5 protein-coding genes are annotated in these 6914 nt (G+C 42.0%); all 5 read left to right on the top strand.

Translation table 11 applies throughout. The features are described from left to right. The first annotated feature begins 179 nt into the window (after positions 1-179). The 5 genes from ACFFGV_RS15675 to ACFFGV_RS15655 all read left to right on the top strand — a co-directional run bounded on the left by ACFFGV_RS15675 (position 180) and on the right by ACFFGV_RS15655 (position 6735). Entirely contained in the window at positions 180-1100 is a 921-nt protein-coding gene (locus ACFFGV_RS15675) for a dipeptidase (RefSeq protein ID WP_377349757.1), read from the top strand. Between the two features lie 420 nt (positions 1101-1520). Beyond that, entirely contained in the window at positions 1521-3248 is a 1728-nt protein-coding gene (locus ACFFGV_RS15670; RefSeq protein ID WP_377349754.1) for a 2-oxoacid:acceptor oxidoreductase subunit alpha, read from the top strand. After that, complete coding sequence (locus tag ACFFGV_RS15665) at positions 3248-4114, top strand: 2-oxoacid:ferredoxin oxidoreductase subunit beta (protein WP_377349751.1); 867 nt, start codon at positions 3248-3250, stop codon at positions 4112-4114. The genes ACFFGV_RS15670 and ACFFGV_RS15665 overlap by 1 nt, the downstream gene beginning before the upstream one ends. Before the next feature lie 373 nt (positions 4115-4487). Beyond that, a complete protein-coding gene (tdh, locus tag ACFFGV_RS15660) occupies positions 4488-5537 on the top strand; it encodes an L-threonine 3-dehydrogenase (RefSeq protein WP_377349749.1) in 1050 nt (349 codons plus the stop codon). A 22-nt stretch (positions 5538-5559) separates the two neighbouring features. Next, positions 5560-6735: a glycine C-acetyltransferase gene (locus ACFFGV_RS15655; protein WP_377349746.1), complete on the top strand. Its 1176-nt coding sequence runs from the start codon at positions 5560-5562 to the stop codon at positions 6733-6735. Positions 6736-6914: the final 179 nt, after the last annotated feature.

The raw sequence follows: 6914 nt of genomic DNA, 5'->3' as shown, positions 1-6914 counted from the left end.
TTCGGGCTTCGTAGCTTAGCTGAACGATACGAAATGCTTCGTCAAACTTGAAGGAACCGCCAAGTACGGTCCCGTACGCTTGGTGGTGTGAGAGGACGGGAGTTAGTCACTCCCTCCTACTCGATTGTTTTCCACCATATGGTGCACTGTCGAATACTTTTTCTAGAGGAGAGAATGTAATGATTGTAGATACTCATTGTGATGTTTTAATGAAGCTATGGGAACGGCCGCAACGCTCGTTCCATGACAGCGACGAGCTTCGTATTAATTATATCAAATGGATGGATAGTCCTGTACAGGTACAGTGGTTTGCTATCTTCGTACCAGAAGAGGTGCCTTCATCCCGGAGATTTGAAGTTGCATTAGAAATGGTTGGGCTATTCTATGACCGTATTATTGCTCCCTACTCTTCTATTAAGCTAGTAACTTCCAAAGAGGAAATTGCAGCTTTACAGCCTAATGAAAAGGGAGCGCTGCTCACTCTTGAGGGGTGTCATCCGATTGGAGATGACCTTACTAAGCTGCTGACTTTGCTTAGACTTGGGGTTACATCTGTAGGGCTGACATGGAATCAGGCGAACGCGGTCTGTGATGGCATACAAGAGGAACGAGGGGCAGGGTTATCTTCCTTTGGTAAAAAAGTGGTCCGACTGTTAAATGACTATAAGGTATGGACAGATGTCTCACATCTTTCCTATCAGGGGTTTTGGGACGTGCTGGATATTGCGGACTATCCGATGGCTTCTCATTCTAATGCCTATACCCTCACCCCTCATATTAGAAATTTAAATGATAAGCAGCTAGATGAATTAATAAAAAGAAACGCCTACATTGGAGTAACCTTTGTTGCTGATTTTTTAACAGAGCAGCCCCCTGCTACCATAGATGACATAATGATCCACCTGCAATACATAATAGACCGCGGAGGAGAACGATGTGTAGGGTTAGGGTCTGATTTTGACGGAACGAATTCCATTATTACCGGACTATATGATATTTCGGAATATGAACATCTGTATAGGGAGCTATCCAATCGGTTTTCCAACGACATAGTGGAAAATATAACGAATCGGAATATCTTGCGTATGATGCCGAAGTAAACTTCTTCTAGTAGAATTGAACAGAAGCTGTTGTTTTTTTGACCAGTAGGTACAAGCCTCCATTCTTTAGGGAACGCCATATCCCCATTGCCTTATGTGCAAACTCCTGCATATCAATATTAGAACAGAAATGTTAATAATCAGCTCACCTGAAATAGGCAGAACTTTATCTCTACACGAGTAGATCTTTAAGCATTTAGGAGCATAGGTATGCTTAGACTCATCAATTAGAAAATAAGAGTGGATTTTAATATCGATGCGTGTGATTCGGTCCTCCAATAGGGAGGGCTCTTTTAATTCTGGGAAGAGTCTCGTAACTTTTATCATATCCTACTAGTGTTTGTGCGTATAATGATATAAAAGCTAACAGGTACAAGCATATAGCATGGTAGCGCTAAGGTGCAGAAAGGGTGTTCGTGGATGAGAGAACAGCTGTCTTGGAAAGTTGGAGGGCAACAAGGGGAGGGCATTGAAAGTACCGGCGAGATATTCTCCACTGCTCTAAACAGACTAGGATATTACTTATATGGGTATCGCCATTTTTCTTCTCGTATTAAAGGGGGGCATACGAACAATAAAGTTCGAATTGCTACAAAACAAATTCGTGCTGTTTCAGACGATTTAGATATTCTTGTTGCATTTGATCAAGAAACGATAGATGTGAATGCACATGAATTAGTAGCAGACGGGATTATCATTGCGGATTCCAAGTGCAACCCTTCACTACCTAGTGGGATACAAGCGACATTATTATCGGTGCCATTTACAGAGATAGCATCAGAGGAAGGCAACGCACTAATGAAGAATATGGTAGCCATTGGAGCTACTTGTGCGGTTATGAATTTAAAAAGTGACATATTTCAGGAGGTAGTTGCAGAAAAGTTTCGCAAAAAAGGAACAGCTGTATTAGAAAATAATAGGAGAGCTTTGGAGCGGGGGAAAGCCTATGTTTCTAGCTTGAATCAGCATGCTAGCCTAACGCTTCAGCAAGGGGATCAAAAAAGAAGGATGTTCCTGATAGGAAATGACGCGATTTCTCTTGGTCTTCTTGCAGGTGGGTGTCGTTTCATGGCAGCTTATCCTATCACCCCAGCCTCCGAAATCATGGAATACATGATAGAGAAATTACCTAAGTTTGGCGGCAGTGTCATCCAAACAGAGGATGAAATTGCTGCTGCGACAATGGCCATTGGAGCCAATTATGCAGGTGTTCGCACGGTAACTGCATCAGCAGGTCCAGGGCTTTCGTTAATGATGGAATCGATTGGACTTGCAGGTATGACAGAAACACCGCTCGTCATTATAGACACCCAGCGAGGTGGACCAAGCACAGGACTTCCAACAAAGCAGGAGCATTCAGATCTCATGGCGATGCTGTATGGTACACATGGGGAAATTCCTAAAATTGTCATGGCTCCAAGTACGGTAGAGGAAGCCTTCTATGATGCTGTGGAAGCTCTTAATCTAGCTGATGAATATCAGTGTCCCGTTATTTTACTATCGGACTTACAATTGTCCTTAGGAAAACAAACAGTAGATCCTTTCCTGTATGAAAGGATAACAATTAGAAAAGGGAAAATAGGTAGCGGAATGAAACAGGATAGCGACCCTATTAAACGATATCAAGTAACTCCAGATGGCATTTCTACCAGGGTTTTGCCAGGTACGAAAAACAGTATCTTCCATGTAACTGGAGTAGAGCATAATGAGTCAGGAAAGCCGGATGAGTCCCCAGTTAATCGGAAGGAGCAGATGGATAAGCGTCTCCGCAAGCTACAAAACCTACCTGATACATTCAAAGAGCCTGTTTATATGTCCAATTCGCTTCCTGAAGCTGATGTGTTGTTAGTCGGCTTTAACTCCACAAGAGGAGTGTTGGAGGAGGTTCAAGCCATGCTGGAAGAGGATGGGTTAACAGTGCAGCATGCCCACATTAGACTGCTTCATCCTTTTCCTGAAAAACAAGTAGCAGGTCTTATGGATAAGGCGAAAAAGGTCATTGTCGTGGAAAACAATGCAACCGGACAGCTTTCCTCTTTAATTCGAATGCACGTTGGTGGGATTAGTAAGCTACAACCAATATTGCAGTACGATGGTACTCCCTTTTTACCTAATGCACTATATGAAGCGTGTAAGGAGCGGATATAATGGCTACATTTAAAGATTTCCGTAATAAAATAAAACCAAATTGGTGTCCTGGCTGCGGTGATTTCTCTGTGCAGGCTTCGATTCAACGTGCTGCAGCAAATATCGGGCTGGAGCCAGATGAGCTTGCGATTATTTCAGGTATTGGCTGTTCAGGCAGGATATCGGGTTATATTAACGCATATGGATTTCATGGCATACATGGACGGGCATTACCACTTGGGCAGGGAGTAAAGATGGCCAATCAAGATTTAACTGTAATCGTTTCAGGTGGAGATGGAGACGGATTTGCTATTGGGATGGGACATACTATCCATGCTATCAGAAGAAATATGAATATTACGTATATCGTAATGGATAATCAAATTTATGGACTAACCAAAGGCCAAACCTCTCCCAGAAGCGATGCTGGCTTTGTGACGAAAAGTACTCCAGATGGTTCGGTGGAAGAGGCGATGAATATTATGGAAATTGCCTTATCTGCTGGAGTGACGTTTTTAGCTCAAAGCTTTTCCAGTGATTTAAAAGAGCTTACTTCCATTATTGAACAAGGTGTCCAACATGATGGGTTTTCGTTCATCAACGTTTTCAGTCCTTGTGTGACATATAACAAGGTCAATACGTATGAATGGTTTAAGAAGCATCTTGTTTCTGTCAATGCGATAGACGGATATGATCGAACCAATCGACAGCAAGCTATGGAAACTATTATGAAGCATAACGGGTTAGTGAAAGGGATATTGTACGAGGACCAAGGTTCAAAGTCCTACCAATCCAAGCTTCCTCATGTTAAGGAAGAACCGCTGGTAAAACAATCGGTGCATCTCGATGAGGAAACCTTTCAACAATTGGCGTCAGAGTTTATGTAAGGAATAGACAAGCTAGCTATTCTTTTGAACTAATTCAGTCAAATGAGACGAGAAAAACACCTTCAATTGTCGTTTAAATATACGACGCTGGAGGTGTTTTTTCTCGTTTCCTATTCGTGGGGACTCTATTGAACAGGTTGGTTTTATTTAAATCATCATGAAAAGTGTAGGCTGTTTTATTTTCAGAATAATCATATTCCTTGCGTGAATTCATTACCCTACACTATTTTACAGCGTTTTTATGAAAGCGATTACGGATGGCGGTCAAATGTCCACTTCATGTGTACAAACAAAAAATACGGGGTGGAAATAAATAAAAAAATATGATTATAATAATGTATAAGGACGTTTTGGGAAGTTAGGAGTGTTCACCATGAATGGAAAGATGAAAGCGTTAGTGAAACATTATGAAGGAGAAGGGGCACAATTACAGGAAGTAGATATTCCGGTTGTAGGTAAACAGGAAGTTTTGATTGAAGTAGAGGCAACATCTATATGCGGAACGGATGTCCATATTTATAATTGGGATGATTGGTCTAAAAGCCGAGTAAAACCGCCATATGTATTTGGCCATGAGTTTGCAGGGAAAGTGGTAGCCATTGGAGAATCTGTACAGAGGGTTTCTGTAGGGGATTATGTAAGTGCTGAAACACACATCGTATGCTATCGATGCCCACAATGCTTAACGGGAAATTATCATATTTGCGAAAATACGGAAATTATCGGTGTAGACCGCCAAGGCTGTTTTGCGGAGTATGTAGCATTGCCGGAAGAAAATATATGGATTAACCCAAATGATATGGAGAAAGACATCGCTTCTATTCAGGAACCAATGGGCAATGCAGTGCACACAGTGCTAAATGGAGAAGTGGCAGGAAAAAATGTAGCGATTATCGGCTGTGGACCTATTGGATTAATGGCTGTAGGTGTAGCAAAGGCTGCAGGTGCATCTCAAGTTTTCGCATTAGATGTTAACCCCTATCGTCTCGAGCTAGCCAAACAGATGGGAGCAACAACAGTCGTTCATTCCTTAGAAGAGGACCCAGTCCAAAAAGTGAAATCGCTGACCGTCGGGCACGGTGCAGATGTCGTATGTGAAATGAGCGGCCATCCAGTTGCCATGGATCAAGGATTTAAGATGATTACAAACGGTGGCAGAGTTTCTATTTTAAGTCTGCCTGTGAAACCGGTAACATTAGATGTGACAAATGATATCGTTTTTAAAGGTGTTCGAGTGGAAGGCATTACAGGAAGAAAAATGTTTGAAACGTGGCAGCAGGTTTCTAGGTTGCTGCATTCCAAACAAGTAGACGTCAAACCAATTATCACCCATCATTTTGCTCTGGAGGATTTCGAGAAAGGCTTTCAGCTCATGAATGAAGGGAAATGTGGCAAAGTAGTATTACATCCAAAAGGGTTGTAATTCAATACAAGGAGGTTTAACTATGAAAGGCTTTGAATATTTACAGGAAGAATTAGATCAAATGAAGGAAGAAGGTACTTTCCGTGAATTGATACCACTGGAATCTCCTCAAGGTTCAAAGGTGTCCATCAAGGGGAAGGAAGTTATTCAGCTTTCTTCAAATAACTATCTTGGACTTACTTCTCATCCTCGGTTGAAGGACGCGGCGGTTAAAGCTGTGGAAGAATACGGTGTAGGAACAGGGTCTGTAAGAACTATCGCTGGTACTCTTGCCATGCACGAGGCTTTTGAAGAAAAACTAGCAGCATTTAAACATACGGAAGCAGCATTAGTGTTTCAATCTGGTTTTACTACGAACCAGGGCGTATTATCTTCCATGCTTACAGATAAGGATGTCGTTATCTCCGATGAATTGAACCACGCCTCCATTATTGATGGCATTCGGTTAACGAAATGTGCTAAAAAAATCTATAAGCATGTGGATATGAAGTCCCTCCAAGAAAAATTAGAAGAATCAAAGGAATATCGTACAAAGCTCATTGTAACGGATGGAGTATTTTCCATGGATGGTAACATAGCTCCCCTGCCTGAAATTGTTGAGCTCGCTGAGCAGTACGGTGCGTTGATCATGGTAGATGATGCTCACGCCAGTGGGGTTCTAGGAGAGAACGGTCGTGGGACAGTCAATCACTTTGGATTAGATGGACGTGTACACATTCAAGTTGGGACACTAAGCAAAGCGATTGGAGTGTTAGGTGGCTATGTTGCTACAACCAAAACACTCAAGGAATATTTAATCCATAAAGGTCGCCCATTTTTATTCAGTACATCTCATCCTCCAGCTGTAACCGCAGCATGCGATGCCGCAATAGATGTGCTGTTAGAGGAGCCTGAGCTTATGCAAAAATTGTGGGATAACAGAGCCTTCTTCAAGGAAGGGTTGGAGAATCTAGGCTTTGATACTGGTATTAGTGAAACTCCAATTACCCCGGTACTAATTGGAGATGATGCAGTAACACACCAGTTTTCTGATGAATTGTTTAAGGAAGGTGTTTTTGCACAAGGGATTGTCTTCCCAACTGTTCCAAAGGGGAAAGGGAGAATTAGAACCATCGTAACTGCAGAGCATTCCAAAGAAGAACTACAAGAAGCACTGCAAGCTTTCGAACGAGCAGGTAATACTCTAAACTTATTGTAGGAATTAAAAAGCTTAGACCATAAGCCTCCTTAGCTTGAAGAGAGACCACCGTTTCTCTTCAAGCTTTTTTGGTATCCGGTTTCAACCTACAAGGATAATGTACGAGAGACTTAGTCCTTTTTTTATTGAAAACGCTTGAATGAAATGGCGCGTAATCTTTATTTTTTTTCAGCAGCCTG

The organism is Pontibacillus salicampi, assembly GCF_042434395.1.
In the GTDB taxonomy this organism is placed as follows: Bacteria; Bacillota; Bacilli; order Bacillales; family BH030062; genus Pontibacillus; species Pontibacillus salicampi.
The sequence above is the reverse complement of the archived record's forward strand: the minus strand, read 5'-3'. Positions and strand labels throughout refer to the sequence as shown.